The sequence below is a fragment of the Pseudomonas sp. GW821-FHT04C07 genome, from assembly GCF_059420325.1.
In genome coordinates, this window is the sequence record NZ_JBWKTM010000001.1 from 496100 (window position 1) to 511631 (window position 15532).

Consider the following 15532-nt stretch of genomic DNA (forward strand, 5'->3'; position numbering starts at 1 on the left):
CTTTCTTAAAGCGACGAGTATTTCTTGCGCAGACGCTGACGGATCAGCTCGGCGAGGGTGTTCATGATGAAGGTGAACAACAGCAGCACCAGCGCCGAGAGGAACAGCACGCGGTAGTGGCTGCCGCCGACTTCCGATTCGGGCATTTCCACCGCGACGTTGGCGGCCAGGGTACGCAGCCCTTCGAACAGGTTCAATTCCATGACCGGGGTGTTGCCGGTGGCCATCAGCACGATCATGGTTTCACCCACCGCACGGCCCATGCCGATCATCAACGCCGAGAAGATGCCCGGGCTGGCGGTGAGGATCACCACCCGTGTCATGGTCTGCCATGGAGTAGCACCCAGTGCCAGCGAACCCAGCGTCAGGCCACGCGGCACACTGAACACAGCGTCTTCGGCAATCGAGTAGATGTTCGGAATAACGGCGAAACCCATGGCCAGACCAACTACCAGGGCGTTGCGCTGGTCGTAGGTAATGCCCAGGTCGTGGGAGATCCACATGCGCATGTCGCCGCCGAAGAACCAGGTTTCCATGTATGGGCTCATGTACAGCGACAGCCAGCCTACGAACAGAATCACCGGAATCAGGATTGCGCTTTCCCAGCCGTCCGGAACCCGCAGGCGCAGCGACTCAGGCAGGCGGCTCCAGGCGAACCCGGCCACCAGGATGCCAATCGGCAGCAGCATCAGCAGGCTGAAGATGCCCGGCAAATGACCTTCGACATACGGTGCCAGGAACAGACCGGCGAAGAAACCGAGGATCACCGTCGGCATCGCTTCCATCAGCTCGATTACCGGTTTGACCTTGCGGCGCATGCCCGGAGCCATGAAATACGCGGTATAGATCGCGGCGGCGACGGCCAGCGGTGCGGCCAGCAGCATGGCGTAGAACGCAGCTTTCAGCGTACCGAAGGTCAGCGGCGAGAGGCTCAGCTTGGGTTCGAAGTCAGTGTTGGCGGCGGTCGACTGCCAGACATACTTAGGCTCGTCGTAGTTTTCGTACCAGACCTTGCCCCACAGCGCGCTCCAGGAAACCTCCGGGTGCGGGTTGTCGAGCAGCAGCGGTTGCAGCTTGCCACCCGCCTCGACGATAACGCGGTTGGCTCGTGGCGACAGACCGAAAATACCGGCGCCGTCGACCACTGGTTCAACCAGCAAGGTGCGGTGGGCGGTGCTATGGAACACACCGAGCTTGCCCGAGGCGTCCAGGGCGATGAAACCTTTGCGACGTTCTTCAGCGGTGATTTCAACGATCGGCGTGGTGCTCATCTGGAAGGTCCGAATCTGCTTCAGACGCAGCTCGCCATCCGTGTCGCGGGCCATGAACCACTGGGCCAGGCCGCCTTTGGAGTCACCGATGATCAACGAGATACCGCCCACCAGTTGGGTACTGGCAGTCACTTCGGCATTGCCGTCTTCGAGCAGCTTGTAGCGACCGTTGAGGCTCTTGTCGCGCAGGCTGAACACGTCGGCCTGGGCACGACCGTTGACCACGTACAGCCATTGCTGGCGCGGATCGATGTAGATCGCTTTGACCGTCTCGGTCATTTGCGGCAGTTCGATGCGGGTCTGATTACTGGTGACTTCACCGGTCATCATGTTTTCTTCGCGGGTCAGCGACAGCACATGCAGCTGCGGACCGGTAGAGCCGGCAACCACCAGCGCCGATTCGGTGGCGTTGAGGCTGACGCGCTCAAGGGCGCCGCCCTGCTCGTTCAGCGCGATCGGTGTTTCACCGTACGGGTATTCGATGGCTGGCGAAATGGTCTTCTTGCCATCCGGGTAGCTGACTTTGTAAGTGTGGCGGAACACCAGGGCCTGGCCGTTTGACAAGCCAACTACCACCAACGGATGCCCCGGCTGGTCTTCACCAATGGACGTCACGCTGATGCCGGCCGGAATCGGCAGGTTCACGCGGCTCAATTCGGCACCACTGTCGATGTCGAAGAACAACGCCTGACCTTTGTCGGAAACCCGCATAGCGACCTGGTTCTGCTCTTCAAGAGAGATCATCAACGGCTTGCCGGCGTCTTGTATCCAGGCAGGGGTGATGGCGTCCTTGGCGGTCAAGTCAGCGCCCTGGAACAGCGGCATTACGACGTAACCGAGGAAGAAGAAGATCAAGGTGATTGCGCCGAGGACGGCCAGACCGCCTATCAGCACATACCATTGGGTCAGGCGGTCTTTGAGCGCGCGGATACGGCGCTTGCGTTGCAGCTCAGGCGTATTGAAGTCAATTCGCTTGGGGGGATTGGTAGTCATGGTGGAATTGGCCAGATCATTCATGCGCACACCCTAGCGGTCCTGTATGACAAAAAGATGACAATGCAGTGACGCGACAAATCCGCCGCGTAGCAGAGCTGGCAGCGGACCGGAAAAATTGGGGGCGTAGAAGCGAGGCTTGCCCGCGATTCAGTCGACTCGATCTGACTGGATCACCGCGGTGATGCCAGCGCGAGCCAGCATCGCTCCTACAGGTCCGGGCTAAGCCCCCGGACCTAAGGTGTTACTTTTTTACGACTTCACCGCCGCCTTCTTGCAGGCCCAGGTCAGCCAGTGCTTTTGCAGCAACCTTGGCTGGCAGAGGGATGTAGCCGTCTTTCACAACCACTTCCTGGCCCTGTTTGGACAGAACCAGCTTCACGAACTCGGCTTCCAGCGGGGCCAGAGGCTTGTTCGGGGCTTTGTTGACGTAAACGTAGAGGAAACGCGACAGCGGGTATTTGCCGTTCAGGGCGTTTTCTTCGCTGTCTTCGATGAAGTCAGTGCTGCCTTTTTTGGCCAGAGCCACGGTCTTCACGCTAGCGGTTTTGTAGCCGATGCCCGAGTAACCGATACCGTTCAGCGAGCTGCTGATCGATTGTACGACCGAAGCCGAACCTGGTTGTTCGTTGACGTTTGGCTTGTAGTCGCCTTTGCACAGGGCTTCTTCTTTGAAGTAGCCATAGGTGCCTGATACCGAGTTACGACCGAACAGCTGGACTGGCTTGTTGGCCAGGTCGCCGGTCACGCCCAGGTCACCCCAGGTTTTCACTTCGGTTTTGGCGCCGCACAGACGAGTCGAGGAGAAGATTGCGTCGACTTGTTCCATGGTCAGGTGCTTGATCGGGTTGTCCTTGTGCACGAATACGGCCAGGGCATCCACAGCGACCGGGATTGCGGTCGGCTTGTAACCGTACTTCTGCTCGAAGGCAGCCAGTTCGGTGTCTTTCATCTTGCGGCTCATCGGGCCCAGGTTCGAGGTGCCTTCAGTCAGCGCAGGTGGCGCAGTGGCGGAGCCAGCGGCCTGAATCTGGATGTTTACGTTCGGGTATTCTTTTTTGTAGTTCTCGGCCCACAGGGTCATCAGGTTCGCCAAGGTATCGGAACCGACGCTGGACAGGTTGCCCGACACACCAGTGGTCTTGGTGTAGCTCGGGATAGCAGGGTCAACAGCGGCAACCGCATTAGCAGTCGCAACGCCAGCAGCGACAAAAGTCATTGCCGCCATCAAACGCTTCAGTTTCATGCCTTACTCCTAGCAGATAGGGTGAATTGGATCGGGGCCAAGTATCTGTAGGCCGTGTGAACACTCTATGACTGGAATATGACAATTAGATGAAGGTCCGGCATTCGATTAGAAGGCTGGACCTTGAGGGAGAAGGTAAAGCAAACGCTGAGGTGATGCGGGGTTTAGCGAGCTTTACGCCACAGATACAGGCCCACCAACAGGCCCATGCTGCAAATTACTGCAACATAATAGGCAGGACCCATCGGGCTTTCCTTGAGTAGCAGGGTGACGATCATCGGGGTCAGACCGCCGAAAATCGCGTAGGCCAGGTTGTAGGAGAATGACAAACCGCTGAAGCGCACTACGGCCGGAAACGCGTTGACCATCACGAATGGTACCGCGCCGATGGTGCCGACGAACAAACCGGTCAGCGAGTACAGCGGGAACAGCCAGTCAGGGTGGTTGAACAGGCTGTGATAGAAGGTCCACGACGTCAGCAACAGCGCCGCGCTTCCAAACACGAACACCCTGCCCGCGCCGAAACGGTCAGCCAGTGCGCCGGAAGCGACACAACCCAGGCTCAGAAACACGATTGCCAGGCTGTTGGCCTGCAACGCGGTGGTCGCCGAGAAGTGGTAGACCGTCTGCAGTACGGTCGGAGTCATCAGAATGACCACAATGACCCCCGCAGAGAGCAACCAGGTCAGCAGCATCGAAATCACAATCGCCCCGCGATGATCGCGCAGCACGGCGCGCAACGGCACTTCTTCGGCCAGGGCTTTGCGCAGTTGCAGTTCGGCGAACACCGGGGTTTCGTGTAGCCAGCGACGCAGGTACACCGAAAACAGGCCGAACACCCCACCCAGCAGGAACGGGACACGCCAGGCGTAATCGGAGACTTCGGTCGGGCTGTAAATGCTGTTGATCGCCGTGGCGACCAATGAGCCGAGCAGGATCCCGGCGGTCAGGCCACAAGTCAGCGTCCCGCAGGCGTAACCGATGTGCCGCTGCGGTACGTGCTCGGACACGAACACCCAGGCGCCTGGCACTTCACCGCCGATGGCCGCACCCTGGATAACTCGCATCAGCAGCAAGAGAATCGGCGCCCACATACCGATCTGCGCGTAAGTCGGCAACATGCCCATGATCAGCGTCGGCACGGCCATCATGAAAATGCTCAGGGTGAACATCTTCTTGCGCCCCAGCAGGTCACCGAAGTGTGCCATGACGATACCGCCCAACGGCCGGGCCAGATAACCAGCCGCGAAAATCCCGAAGGTCTGCATCAGGCGTAGCCACTCCGGCATGTCCGCCGGGAAGAACAGCTTGCCGACCACCGTGGCGAAGAACACGAAGATAATGAAGTCGTAAAACTCCAGTGCCCCACCCAAGGCAGAGAGCGACAAAGTCTTGTAGTCGTTGCGGGTCAACGGACGTGCGGCTTGTGCTGGCTGCGCAATGCTCGAGGGCACACTGGTCATGGCAAGGGCTTCTCTTATAGTCGGGTCTGGAAGCCGCAACAGCGCTGGTTGGGGCCTGGCAGGTTTGGCACGATAGCAAATTGTTCGAAAAAGCACATAGATGAGCGCAATTGACGGTCAAAATGAGAACCGGACGGTCGTCGCGAGGTCTACCGATCGATATACTCGCAATCTACGGGTAAACACCCGCACGCAGAGGGTTGCTGTGCGAAAGCGCCGTTGGGCACCAACCAGCCGGTTTCGCAGAGTTTCCCTTTAGTACGCCTTACGAAAAACGTGACGAACGTAGTATGTTCGGGCTGAATCGTTTTTCCCGAGACGGCTATTCACCCGCAGCACACTGTAGAGTCACGGGTCAGAGGCACCCCCGGCATGATAGAGCTCGAACAAGAAGATCCTATTCCGCAAGGCGATCTGGCCCTGCAAATCACCGCGCTTCCTCGCGAAACCAACGGTTTTGGCGATATTTTCGGTGGTTGGCTGGTCGCGCAAATGGACCTGGCCGGCACGGCGATGGCCAGCAAAGTCGCGGGCGGACGCGTGGCAACGGTAGCGATTGATCGCATGGCGTTTCTGGTGCCGGTTGCGGTCGGAGCGCAACTGTCCTTCTATACCCAGGCGCTGGAAATCGGCCGCAGCTCGATCCAGATGATGGTTGAGGTCTGGAGCGACGATCCACTGTCCAGCGAATGGCGTAAAGTGACCGAAGCGGTGTTTGTCTTCGTCGCCATCGATGGCAGCGGCCGGACCCGTTCGGTGCCTCCACGGCGTTAAACTCATGGACCCGTTGCGGGTCCATTGCAGTCATTGTTTCCAAGTGAGATCTGCAGCATGCCTACGCCCAACGTTGAAGCTGTGAAACTGGATGAACTGAACTGCTGGCGCATCCGCCACGGTCAGGCCGAATTGCTGGTGGCCCAACAAGGTGCACACATCCTCAGCTATCAGTTGGCGGGGCAACCACCGTTGATCTGGCTCAACGATGAGGCCGTGTTCAAAACCGGCAAGAGCATTCGTGCCGGCGTTCCGGTGTGCTGGCCGTGGTTCGGTAATCTGGCGCGCAACCCGCAAAGCGTTCAGGACATGCGCCAGAGCACTGAACCCGCCACCGCCCACGGTTTGGTAAGGGCGATGGACTGGGAGTTGGACGGGATTGAAGCTGAAGGTGAAAACCTGAAGGTTGAATTCGTTCTGCCTCAACCCGAAGGCGGCTTGCCTGGCTGGCCGCACAAGGTTGATTTGAAGCTGAGCATTCGTCTGGATGAGCAACTGCACATCAGCCTCACCAGCCACAACCAGGGTACTGAAAACGTGAGTATCAGCCAGGCGCTGCACAGCTACTTTGCAGTCAGCGATGTGCGCAACGTGCACGTCGAAGGACTGGACGGGGTGAGCTATATCGAAACCCTGGACGACTGGAAAACCTGTATTCAGGCCGGTGATTTGCGCTTTGCCGGTGAAACTGACCGCATCTACCTGGATACGCCTGAACAGCTGAACATTGTTGACCCGAGTTGGGAGCGGCGGATTCAACTGACCAGCCGCGGCTCGCGCTCGGCGGTGATCTGGAATCCGTGGATCGAACGCGCCAAACAATTCAGCGACATGGCCGACGATGGCTGGCAGCGCATGCTGTGCATCGAAACGGCGAATGTGATGGATGATGTGATAACCCTGGCGCCGGGGGCGAGTCATACGCTGGGCGTGAGTGTTGCCAGCAAGCCCCTTTAACACCACGAAACCAATGTGGGAAGCGTCGCCCGACCCTTCCCACATTAAATCGGTGCCCAAATGTCTGGCGCTGTTATAGATCCGACTCTTTCACCACCCTAACCTTCGCCGCATCCAGCGCATACGCCGCATCAGCCAGGTCATTGTTGACCTTCTCGACTTTCAGCGTGCCGGTTACCCACAGCGGCGTATAGATATCATCGAGCTTCAAACCCTTCGGATAACGCACCAGCACCAGTTGATTGGGAGGCGGCGGCGGTACGTGGATGCAGGCGCCTGGGTATGGCACCAAGAAGAACAGCGTGCTGCGACCTTTGGCATCCGTTTCCAGCGGCACCGGGTAACCACCGATACGGATGTCCTTGTCGTTCATCGCCGCCACGGTTTTGGTCGAATACATCACCGCAGGCAGGCCTTTACTCTGTTTCAAGCCACCCTTGTCGGTGAATGTCCCATTGGCTTCGGGCGAGTTATGGTCAATTTCCGGCATTTGTTCGAGGGCTTTCTGGTCCGACTTTGGCATCAGTTCGAGCCAGTCGGTTTCCGGCAGTTCGCCGGCATGGGCCAGGCCACTGCCCAGCAGAAGAAGAGTCAACAGAAGACGGCGCATGGGTTTGCTCGGAAAAGGAAGAACAGTGGAACGCCGAGCATTCTAGTGCCCTATTTCGTAACTGCGTTCAACTTTTGACAAGTGAATAGCGTTTTCAGGCAAGGCGCGGCGACGAGTCATAGCCTGCTATGGCGAAGAGCTGGACGCGGTCAAAGGTGAACACTCATTTCGAGACGGGCACCACTCTCCGCGTTCCGCGCAGAGAGGGCTTTGTCGCTTTAATCAGCTCTTTTTGACCAGGCCGTAGATCACCAGAAGGACGATTGCGCCAATCAGTGCGCCGATGAAGCCCGCCCCCTGACCCGCATGATAGATGCCTAATGCCTGGCCACCATAGGTCGCCGCCAGCGAACCGCCGATACCGAGCAGGATGGTCATGATCCAGCCCATGCTGTCATCGCCCGGTTTCAGGAAGCGTGCCAGCAGACCAACGATCAAGCCGACAAAGATGGTTCCAATAATATGCATGGCATTTCCTCTGTATGAAATGGTTATGCCGAAGCCTAGTCAGCGCTTTGGCATCCTGCCATCAGAGAACGGCGGTGACCGAAGGTTCCCGCCAACCCAAGGGATTTCTTACTCGGCGATCAGCGCTTCGACCTTGAGAATCTGCCGCTCAAGGGTGGCCTTGTCAGCGCAGCGCAGGCTGGCGTGACCGACCTTTCGGCCGACCTTGAACGCCTTGCCATAATGGTGCAAATGGCAATCGGCAATGGCGATGACCTTCTCCACGGCCGGTACTTCACCGATAAAGTTGAGCATTGCGCTTTCGCCGACCTTGGCGGTCGACCCCAGCGGCAGACCGGCCACCGCCCGCAGGTGGTTTTCGAACTGGCTGCACTCGGCGCCTTCGGTGGTCCAGTGCCCGGAGTTGTGGACCCGCGGGGCGATTTCGTTGGCCTTGAGGCCGCCGTCGACTTCAAAGAACTCGAACGCCATCACGCCAACGTAATCCAGCTGCTTGAGCACGCGGCTCGAGTAGTCTTCGGCCAGGGCCTGCAGCGGATGGTCGGTGCTGACCACGGACAGACGCAGAATGCCGTTGTCGTGGGTGTTGTGTACCAACGGGTAAAACTTCGTTTCGCCATCGCGGGCACGCACGGCGATCAGCGAGACTTCGCCAGTGAACGCCACGAAACCTTCCAGCAGGCAGGCGACACTGCCCAACTCGGCGAAAGTGCCCGCCACGTCGGCGGCGCTGCGCAGAACCTTCTGACCCTTGCCGTCATAACCTAGAGTACGGGTCTTCAGGACTGCCGGCAGACCAATGCTGGCCACGGCTGCGTCCAGATCGGCTTGCGACTGGATGTCGGCGAACGCCGGAGTCGGAATCTCGAGGTCCTTGAACATGCTCTTTTCGAACCAGCGATCCCGGGCGATGCGCAGGGCTTCGGCGCTCGGGTAGACCGGCACGAACTGCGACAGGAAGGCCACGGTTTCAGCCGGGACGCTCTCGAATTCGAAAGTCACCAGATCCACTTCATCGGCCAGCTGGCGCAAGTGATCCTGATCGCCGTAATCGGCCCGCAGGTGTTCGCCCAGCGCCGCTGCGCAAGCATCCGGTGCCGGATCAAGGAAAGCGAAGTTCATCCCCAGCGGTGTACCCGCCAGAGCCAGCATGCGACCCAACTGGCCGCCACCGATTACACCGATCTTCATCGTCAAAAACCTCAGGCGACGCGTGGGTCTGGATTTTCCAGAACGCTGTCTGTCTGCTCAGCGCGGAATTTCTTCAGCACAGTGTGAAATTGCGGGTGCTTGGCACCAAGGATGCTCGCGGACAATAGCGCGGCATTGATCGCCCCGGCCTTGCCGATGGCCAGCGTGGCGACCGGAATGCCCGCCGGCATCTGCACGATGGACAGCAGCGAGTCGACGCCCGAGAGCATCGACGACTGCACCGGCACGCCCAGTACCGGCAGGTGCGTCTTGGCCGCACACATACCCGGCAAGTGGGCAGCGCCACCGGCGCCGGCGATGATCACCTCGATGCCACGCGCTTCGGCCTCTTCGGCGTACTGGAACAGCAGGTCCGGGGTACGGTGGGCAGAGACCACTTTCACCTCGTAAGGGATGCCGAGCTTTTCCAGCATATCGGCGGTGTGGCTAAGGGTGGACCAATCGGACTTGGAGCCCATGATCACGCCAACCAGTGCACTCATCGTCGTGCCTCTTCTCTCTGGGCGCCCGCAGGCGCGTCAAAAAACAACAAGCCACGCGGGAAAACCGGCGTGGCTTGTTATACGAATCAAGGCCGGTTAAACCGGCCGAAGGCCGCGCAGTATACCGTAAAGAGACAGATAAACAGACCCCGGTTCGACCATCTGTCATATGGCGCAAAGTGGTGATTTTATTGACTCGAAGGTCAGGGCAATACACCACAAATCCAGTGTGGGAGCGGGCTTGCTCGCGAAAGCGGACTGTCAGTCACATTAATGCTGGATGTGCCGCCGTCTTCGCGAGCAAGCCCGCTCCCACATTGGATCTTCGTTGGCTTCAGGATCCTGTTGTGCCTTGCGCCGCACCACCTTCCAGCTTGCGCCACAACAAACGGACGTTGGCCTTGCGCACCAGGGCGCAACGATACAGGCGGATCTCCAGCGGCACATGCCATTGCGGGCCACCGCAGACCACCAGCTCACCTCGCGCCAGTTCGGCGCGCGCGCTGAGCTGCGGTACCCAAGCGATGCCCAGGCCTTCCAGTGCCATGCTTTTGAGGCTGTCGGCCATGGCAGTTTCATAGATGGTGGTGAAACGCAGGGCGCGCTGACGCAGGAGCATGTTCACCGAACGACCGAGGAAGGCACCGGCGCTGTAAGCCAGCAACGGCACACTGGCTTCGCCTTCCAGGTCAAACAGCGGTTTGCCGTCGGCATCGGCGGCGCAGACCGGGAGCATTTCAGTGTGACCCAGGTGCAGCGAGGGAAAGATTTCCGGATCCATTTGCATGGCCGCATCGGGATCATAGAACGCCAGCATCAGGTCACAACCACCTTCGCGCAGGGCATGCACGGCGTCGCCGACGTTGGTCGCAACCAGCCGCGTGGCGATGTTCAAGCCTTCGTTGCGCAGTTGCGCGATCCAGCGCGGGAAGAAGCCCAGCGCCAGGGAATGCGCGGCGGCGACTTGTATCACTTCGCCCTGCCCGCCTTCCAGATGATGTAAATGGCGCAACACTTCGCCGAGCTGCTCGACCACGGTACGCGCGGTCACCAGAAACAACTGTCCCGCCGCCGTCAGTTCGATTGGCGTGCGCGAGCGGTTGACCAGCGTCAGACCCAGTGCCGCCTCAAGACTGCGGATCCGCCGACTGAACGCTGGCTGGGTGACGAAACGTCGCTCGGCAGCCTGGGAGAAACTGCGGGTGGCGGCCAGAGCACTAAAGTCCTCAAGCCATTTGCTTTCCAGATTCATCACGCCCTCCCGGACACGCACCATTTTAGGTCGCACGTTCGACGCCCAAGCGGCGTCACATCGACATTATGCCGTTTATGCATAGGCTAGTGCTTAACAGCATTGGCCGTAAATTGCCCCCAAGCCTAGCATTGGCAGCGTTCCGGCACAGACCGGGTCCATATCGAGATGATTTCTATCATGTCCTCCGCTGCATCTTTCCGCACCGAAAAAGACCTGCTTGGCGTACTCGACGTACCGGCTCAAGCGTATTACGGCATCCAGACCCTGCGAGCGGTGAACAACTTCCGTCTCTCCGGCGTTCCGATTTCGCATTACCCGAAGCTGGTTGTGGGCCTGGCCATGGTCAAACAGGCCGCTGCCGACGCCAACCGTGAGCTGGGTCACCTCAGCGAAGCCAAGCACGCTGCCATCAGCGAAGCCTGTGCCCGTCTGATCCGCGGCGATTTCCACGAAGAGTTCGTGGTGGACATGATTCAAGGCGGCGCTGGCACTTCGACCAACATGAATGCCAACGAAGTCATCGCCAACATCGCGCTGGAGGCCATGGGTCACCAGAAGGGCGAATACCAGTACCTGCACCCGAACAACGACGTGAACATGGCGCAGTCGACCAACGACGCCTACCCGACGGCCATCCGCCTGGGTCTGCTGTTGGGTCACGACGCGCTGCTGGCCAGCCTCGACAGTCTGATCCAGTCGTTCGCCGCCAAAGGTGAAGAATTCAGCCACGTCCTGAAGATGGGTCGTACCCAACTGCAAGACGCCGTGCCGATGACCCTGGGCCAGGAATTCCGCGCCTTCGCCACTACCCTGAGCGAAGACCTGGCGCGCCTGAAAACACTGGCGCCTGAGCTGCTGACTGAAGTGAACCTGGGCGGCACCGCGATCGGCACCGGCATCAACGCCGACCCGCGTTACCAGCACCTGGCTGTTCAGCGCCTGGCCCTGATCAGCGGTCAACCGCTGGTACCGGCTGCCGACCTGATCGAAGCCACCTCCGACATGGGCGCCTTCGTGCTGTTCTCCGGCATGCTCAAGCGCACCGCGGTCAAGCTGTCGAAGATCTGCAACGACCTGCGCCTGCTGTCCAGCGGCCCACGTACCGGCATCAACGAAATCAACCTGCCAGCGCGTCAGCCAGGCAGCTCGATCATGCCTGGCAAGGTCAACCCGGTTATTCCTGAAGCGGTCAACCAGGTGGCGTTCCAGATCATCGGTAACGACCTGGCGCTGACCATCGCGGCCGAAGGCGGCCAGCTGCAGCTGAACGTGATGGAGCCGCTGATCGCCTTCAAGATCTTCGACTCGATCCGCCTGCTGCAACGCGCCATGGACATGCTGCGCGAGCATTGCATCGTCGGCATCACTGCCAACGAAGCCCGCTGCCGCGAACTGGTCGAACACTCGATCGGTCTGGTCACCGCTCTGAACCCGTACATCGGCTATGAGAACGCCACCCGCATCGCTCGCATCGCGCTGGAAAGCGGCCGCGGCGTGCTGGAACTGGTGCGCGAAGAAGGCTTGCTCGACGAAGCCATGCTCGACGACATCCTGCGCCCGGAAAACATGATTGCTCCGCGTTTGGTGCCTCTGAAGGCCTGACCAACGCCGGCTTTCAAGGCATAGCACTGCTCACCAGGATGAGGGACTAGACACCTCTCACCTTTTGAGGGCTTGGAGATTACTCTCCAGGCCCTTTTTTTTAACTTGTTTGCAACAACGCAGAACCTGTGGGAGCGAGCTTGCTCGCGATGAACGATGACGCGGCTTTCCTGAAAAACTGCGGTGCCGGCATCGCGAGCAAGCTCGCTCCCACAAGAGCCCGACGCCATAAAGTCGGGTGTTTCAAGGCTTCGTTTCGGCGTTTGCACCACAACTGTGCAGACGGACGCCGCACTGATAGGTATAGTGCCGCCCCTCTTCGCGTGAGCGGTCGTCAGTAACGAGGCCCAAACCCATGCGAAACCCGAACTAATAACAACCCGCGAAATGGAACAGGACCAACCTTCGCCTCACCTATTGTGCCGTGCGCAATCGGGTGTAATGCGATGTGTCGGACCGACCAGCATTTGCCTACACAAAAAAACAGCGAGGAAAACTCCATGCTCGAAGTCATCAACGACTTCCTCTCAGGGAAAGTACTGATCGTGCTCATTGTCGGGCTCGGTAGCTACTTCACGATCCGCTCGCGTTTCGTCCAGTTGCGTCACTTCTTCCACATGTTCGCGGTGTTCCGTGACAGCCTGCGCAGCAGCGCCGGTCAACTCAGCTCCTTCCAGGCCCTGATGCTCAGCCTCGCCGGCCGAGTCGGCGCGGGCAACATTGCCGGTGTCGGCATCGCCGTGACCCTGGGTGGCCCGGGTGCGGTGTTCTGGATGTGGGTGACCGCGCTGGTCGGCATGTCCAGCAGCTTCTTCGAATGCTCCCTCGGCCAGCTCTACAAGCGCTGCGACTCCGAAGGCCAGTACCGTGGCGGCCCGTCCTATTACATCCAGCATGGCCTGCAGAAACGCTGGTTGGGCATGATCATGGCCTTCCTGCTGCTGGTGACCTTCGGTTTCGCCTTCAACGGCCTGCAATCCCATGCCGTGACCCACTCGCTCAATAACGCCTTCGGCCTGAACACCACCTACACCGGGCTGGGCCTGGCAGTGCTGCTGGGTCTGGTATTCATCGGTGGCATCAAGCGTATCGCCAAGGTCGCTGACCTGCTGGTTCCGGTGAAGACCCTGGTGTACATCGGCGTGACCCTCTATGTGATCGTGCTGCAATTCGACCACGTGCCGGCCATGCTGATGACCATCGTCAAAAGCGCCTTCGGTCTGGATCAAGCCTTCGGTGGCCTGATCGGTAGCGCAATCATCATGGGCGTGAAGCGCGGCGTATTCGCTAACGAAGCCGGTCTGGGCAGTGCGCCTAACGTTGCCGCTGTCGCGCAGGTCGAGCACCCGGTCGCACAAGGCGTAGTACAAGCGTTCAGCGTGTTCCTGGATACCTTCGTGATCTGCACCTGCACCGCGTTGCTGATTCTGCTGTCAGGCTTCTACACCCCTGGTTTCGAAGGTGACGGCATTGCCCTGACCCAGAACTCCCTGGCGGCGGTAGTCGGCGACTGGGGCCGGATGTTCATCAGCGTCGCGCTGGCGTTGTTCGTGTTCACCTCGATCCTCTACAACTACTACCTGGGCGAGAGCAACCTGCGCTTCTTGATCGGCGACAACCGCAAGGTGCTGATCGGCTATCGCGCATTGGTATTGGTGTTGATCTTCTGGGGTGCGATCGAGAACCTCGGCACCGTGTTCGCCTTCGCCGACATCACCATGACGTTGCTGGCCTTCGTTAACCTGATCGCGTTGTTCCTGCTGTTCAAGGTCGGCATGCGCATCCTGCGTGACTACGACGACCAACGCGCCGCAGGCATCAAGACACCAGTGTTCGACTCCAGCAAGTTTGCGGACCTGGATCTGGACCTGAAAGCCTGGCCAGCCAATCCGCCAGCACCGGCCACTCAAGCCCAGGCAACACCTGCAGTCGCGAGCGCAGCGCAACGCTGATCGCCAAACCGGGCGCAATCCATTGCGTCCGACGTGACACACCGCACGGTCAGCGTCATGCTCGACCGTACGGTGTACTCGTCCAGGAGATTCCCACATGAACCCCGCAACTTACCCCGCAGCACAGCACGTCATGGTGCTCTACACCGGTGGCACCATCGGCATGCAAGCCAGCGCTCACGGCCTGGCGCCAGCTTCCGGTTTTGAAGCACGGATGCGCGACTACCTCCACAGCCAGCCAGAGCTGGTAGTGCCGAACTGGCGCTTCCGCGAAATGGCCCCGCTGATCGACAGCGCCAACATGACACCTGCCTATTGGCTGCGTTTGCGTGAAGCGGTCATCGATGCAGTCGACGTACAGGGCTGCGACAGCGTGCTGATCCTGCACGGCACTGACACCCTCGCTTACAGCGCCGCAGCCATGAGCTTCCAGTTGCTCGGCCTGCACGCGCGGGTCGTGTTCACCGGCTCCATGCTGCCGGCCGGCGTGACCGACAGCGATGCCTGGGAAAACCTCGGCGGAGCGTTGGTTGCACTGGGCCAAGGCCTGGCGCCGGGAGTGCATTTGTACTTCCACGGCGAACTGCTGGCGCCGACCCGTTGCGCGAAAGTTCGCAGCTTTGGTCGTCATCCGTTTGCTGCGCTGCAACGTAACGGTGGCGTGGCCAAGGCGCCGTCAGTTCCCGCTCAGCTGCAATACGATCAGAGCAAGCAACTGGCCAGGGTTGGCGTGCTGCCGTTGTTCCCCGGCATTGGTGCTGAACAACTTGATGGCCTGCTCAATAGCGGCATTCAAGGGCTGCTGCTCGAGTGCTTCGGCAGCGGCACCGGGCCAAGCGACAACTCAGAGTTCCTCGCCAGCCTGCGACGAGCGCAGGACAAGGGCATCGTAGTGGTGGCGATCACTCAGTGCCATGAAGGCGGGGTTAAGCTGGACGTCTACGAAGCTGGCAGCCGGTTGCGCGATGCTGGCGTGTTGTCGGGTGGCGGCATGACTCGTGAGGCGGCGTTTGGCAAATTGCATGCGCTGTTGGGTGCAGGGCTTGAGACGGCCGAGGTTCGGCGTTTGGTTGAGCTGGATCTGTGCGGCGAATTGAGCTGACCGTCCACTGATCGTTCCCACGCTCTGCGTGGGAATGCAGCCCGTGACGCTGCGCGTCACTGCCGAAGCGGACGCAGAGCGTCCAGTGAGGCATTCCCACGCGGGAGCATGGGAACGATCAATTATCCGCCAACTTGCGGCACAC

General features: G+C 59.7%; 13 protein-coding genes. 5 read left to right on the top strand and 8 right to left on the bottom strand.

The window, feature by feature from the left end; translation table 11 throughout:
- Positions 1-5 precede the first annotated feature (5 nt).
- The 3 genes from AC07UI_RS02370 to AC07UI_RS02380 all read right to left on the bottom strand — a co-directional run bounded on the left by AC07UI_RS02370 (position 6) and on the right by AC07UI_RS02380 (position 4973).
- Entirely contained in the window at positions 6-2039 is a 2034-nt protein-coding gene (locus tag AC07UI_RS02370; protein ID WP_494991180.1) for an ABC transporter permease subunit, read from the bottom strand.
- Positions 2040-2508: 469 nt separating this feature from the next.
- Positions 2509-3510, bottom strand: a complete 1002-nt coding sequence (locus AC07UI_RS02375; protein WP_494990946.1) for a phosphate ABC transporter substrate-binding protein PstS — start codon at positions 3508-3510, stop codon at positions 2509-2511.
- Positions 3511-3674: 164 nt separating this feature from the next.
- Positions 3675-4973, bottom strand: coding sequence for an MFS transporter (locus AC07UI_RS02380; RefSeq protein ID WP_494990947.1), 1299 nt, complete (start codon positions 4971-4973; stop codon positions 3675-3677).
- 372 nt (positions 4974-5345) lie between these two features.
- On the opposite strand from AC07UI_RS02380, the gene AC07UI_RS02385 reads away from it, so the two are divergent.
- On the top strand, positions 5346-5747 hold the full coding sequence (locus tag AC07UI_RS02385) for an acyl-CoA thioesterase (protein WP_150640794.1): 402 nt from the start codon (positions 5346-5348) through the stop codon (positions 5745-5747).
- Between the two features lie 57 nt (positions 5748-5804).
- Positions 5805-6704: a D-hexose-6-phosphate mutarotase gene (locus AC07UI_RS02390; protein WP_494990948.1), complete on the top strand. Its 900-nt coding sequence runs from the start codon at positions 5805-5807 to the stop codon at positions 6702-6704.
- 73 nt (positions 6705-6777) lie between these two features.
- Here the strand turns inward: AC07UI_RS02390 and AC07UI_RS02395 are convergent, their stop codons facing one another.
- From AC07UI_RS02395 to AC07UI_RS02415, 5 genes are all read right to left on the bottom strand, one after another.
- Positions 6778-7314: a DUF3299 domain-containing protein gene (locus AC07UI_RS02395; RefSeq protein WP_494990949.1), complete on the bottom strand. Its 537-nt coding sequence runs from the start codon at positions 7312-7314 to the stop codon at positions 6778-6780.
- Positions 7315-7536: 222 nt separating this feature from the next.
- A complete protein-coding gene (locus AC07UI_RS02400) occupies positions 7537-7782 on the bottom strand; it encodes a GlsB/YeaQ/YmgE family stress response membrane protein (RefSeq protein ID WP_494990950.1) in 246 nt (81 codons plus the stop codon).
- Positions 7783-7890: 108 nt separating this feature from the next.
- Positions 7891-8973, bottom strand: a complete 1083-nt coding sequence (locus AC07UI_RS02405) for a 5-(carboxyamino)imidazole ribonucleotide synthase (RefSeq protein WP_494990951.1) — start codon at positions 8971-8973, stop codon at positions 7891-7893.
- Between the two features lie 11 nt (positions 8974-8984).
- Positions 8985-9476 (bottom strand): 5-(carboxyamino)imidazole ribonucleotide mutase, encoded by a 492-nt coding sequence (purE, locus tag AC07UI_RS02410; protein ID WP_494990952.1) that lies wholly within the window; start codon positions 9474-9476, stop codon positions 8985-8987.
- A 334-nt stretch (positions 9477-9810) separates the two neighbouring features.
- Positions 9811-10728 carry a LysR substrate-binding domain-containing protein gene (locus tag AC07UI_RS02415; RefSeq protein WP_494990953.1) on the bottom strand — a complete coding sequence of 306 codons (918 nt, stop codon included), beginning with the start codon at positions 10726-10728 and terminating at the stop codon, positions 9811-9813.
- 180 nt (positions 10729-10908) lie between these two features.
- Here AC07UI_RS02415 and aspA point away from each other — a divergent pair, with 180 nt between their 5' ends.
- The 3 genes from aspA to AC07UI_RS02430 all read left to right on the top strand — a co-directional run bounded on the left by aspA (position 10909) and on the right by AC07UI_RS02430 (position 15387).
- Positions 10909-12333 carry an aspartate ammonia-lyase gene (aspA, locus tag AC07UI_RS02420; RefSeq protein WP_494990954.1) on the top strand — a complete coding sequence of 475 codons (1425 nt, stop codon included), beginning with the start codon at positions 10909-10911 and terminating at the stop codon, positions 12331-12333.
- Positions 12334-12833: 500 nt separating this feature from the next.
- Positions 12834-14285 (top strand): alanine/glycine:cation symporter family protein, encoded by a 1452-nt coding sequence (locus AC07UI_RS02425; protein WP_494990955.1) that lies wholly within the window; start codon positions 12834-12836, stop codon positions 14283-14285.
- 97 nt (positions 14286-14382) lie between these two features.
- Positions 14383-15387, top strand: a complete 1005-nt coding sequence (locus AC07UI_RS02430) for an asparaginase (RefSeq protein ID WP_494990956.1) — start codon at positions 14383-14385, stop codon at positions 15385-15387.
- Positions 15388-15532 lie beyond the last annotated feature (145 nt).